At 68.4% G+C, this 433-nt stretch carries 2 protein-coding genes; both read left to right on the forward strand.

Annotated features, from left to right (window positions below; translation table 11 throughout):
- Positions 1–183, forward strand: a 183-nt coding sequence (locus AB4Z46_RS35455) for a proton-translocating transhydrogenase family protein (protein WP_442288228.1), incomplete at its 5' end; no start/stop codon positions are given.
- Positions 180–433: NAD(P)(+) transhydrogenase (Re/Si-specific) subunit beta (locus AB4Z46_RS35460; protein WP_442288229.1), on the forward strand; the 254-nt coding region annotated here is incomplete at its 3' end. The genes AB4Z46_RS35455 and AB4Z46_RS35460, both read left to right, overlap by 4 nt.

The raw sequence follows: 433 nt of genomic DNA on the forward strand, positions 1-433 counted from the left end.
GGGGCGATGCTGGCGGCGGCGCTGACCGAGACCGGCCTGGGCAAGACCATGGGCGTGCTGGCGGTGGCGCTGGCCGCGGTCAACGTCTTCGGCGGCTTCCTGGTGACGCGGCGCATGCTGGAGATGTTCAAGAAGAAGGACAAGAAGGCCGCACCGGCTGCCGGCAAGGGGAATGCAGCATGAGCATGAATGTCGTCACGCTGCTGTATCTCATCGCGAGCGTCTGCTTCATCCAGTCCCTGAAGGGCCTGTCCCACCCGACCACCTCGATCCGGGGCAACCTGTTCGGCATGGTGGGCATGGCGATCGCCATCCTGACCACCGCCGCGCTGATCGTGCAGCTGTCGGGCGGCAAGGCGATCGGCATGGGCTGGGTGCTCCTGGGCCTGGTGGCGGGCGGGGGCTACGGCGCCTACCGGGCCCGGACCGTCGA

Origin of the sequence: Variovorax sp. M-6 (assembly GCF_052114385.1) — a bacterium.
Lineage (GTDB): Bacteria > Pseudomonadota > Gammaproteobacteria > Burkholderiales > Burkholderiaceae_C > Variovorax.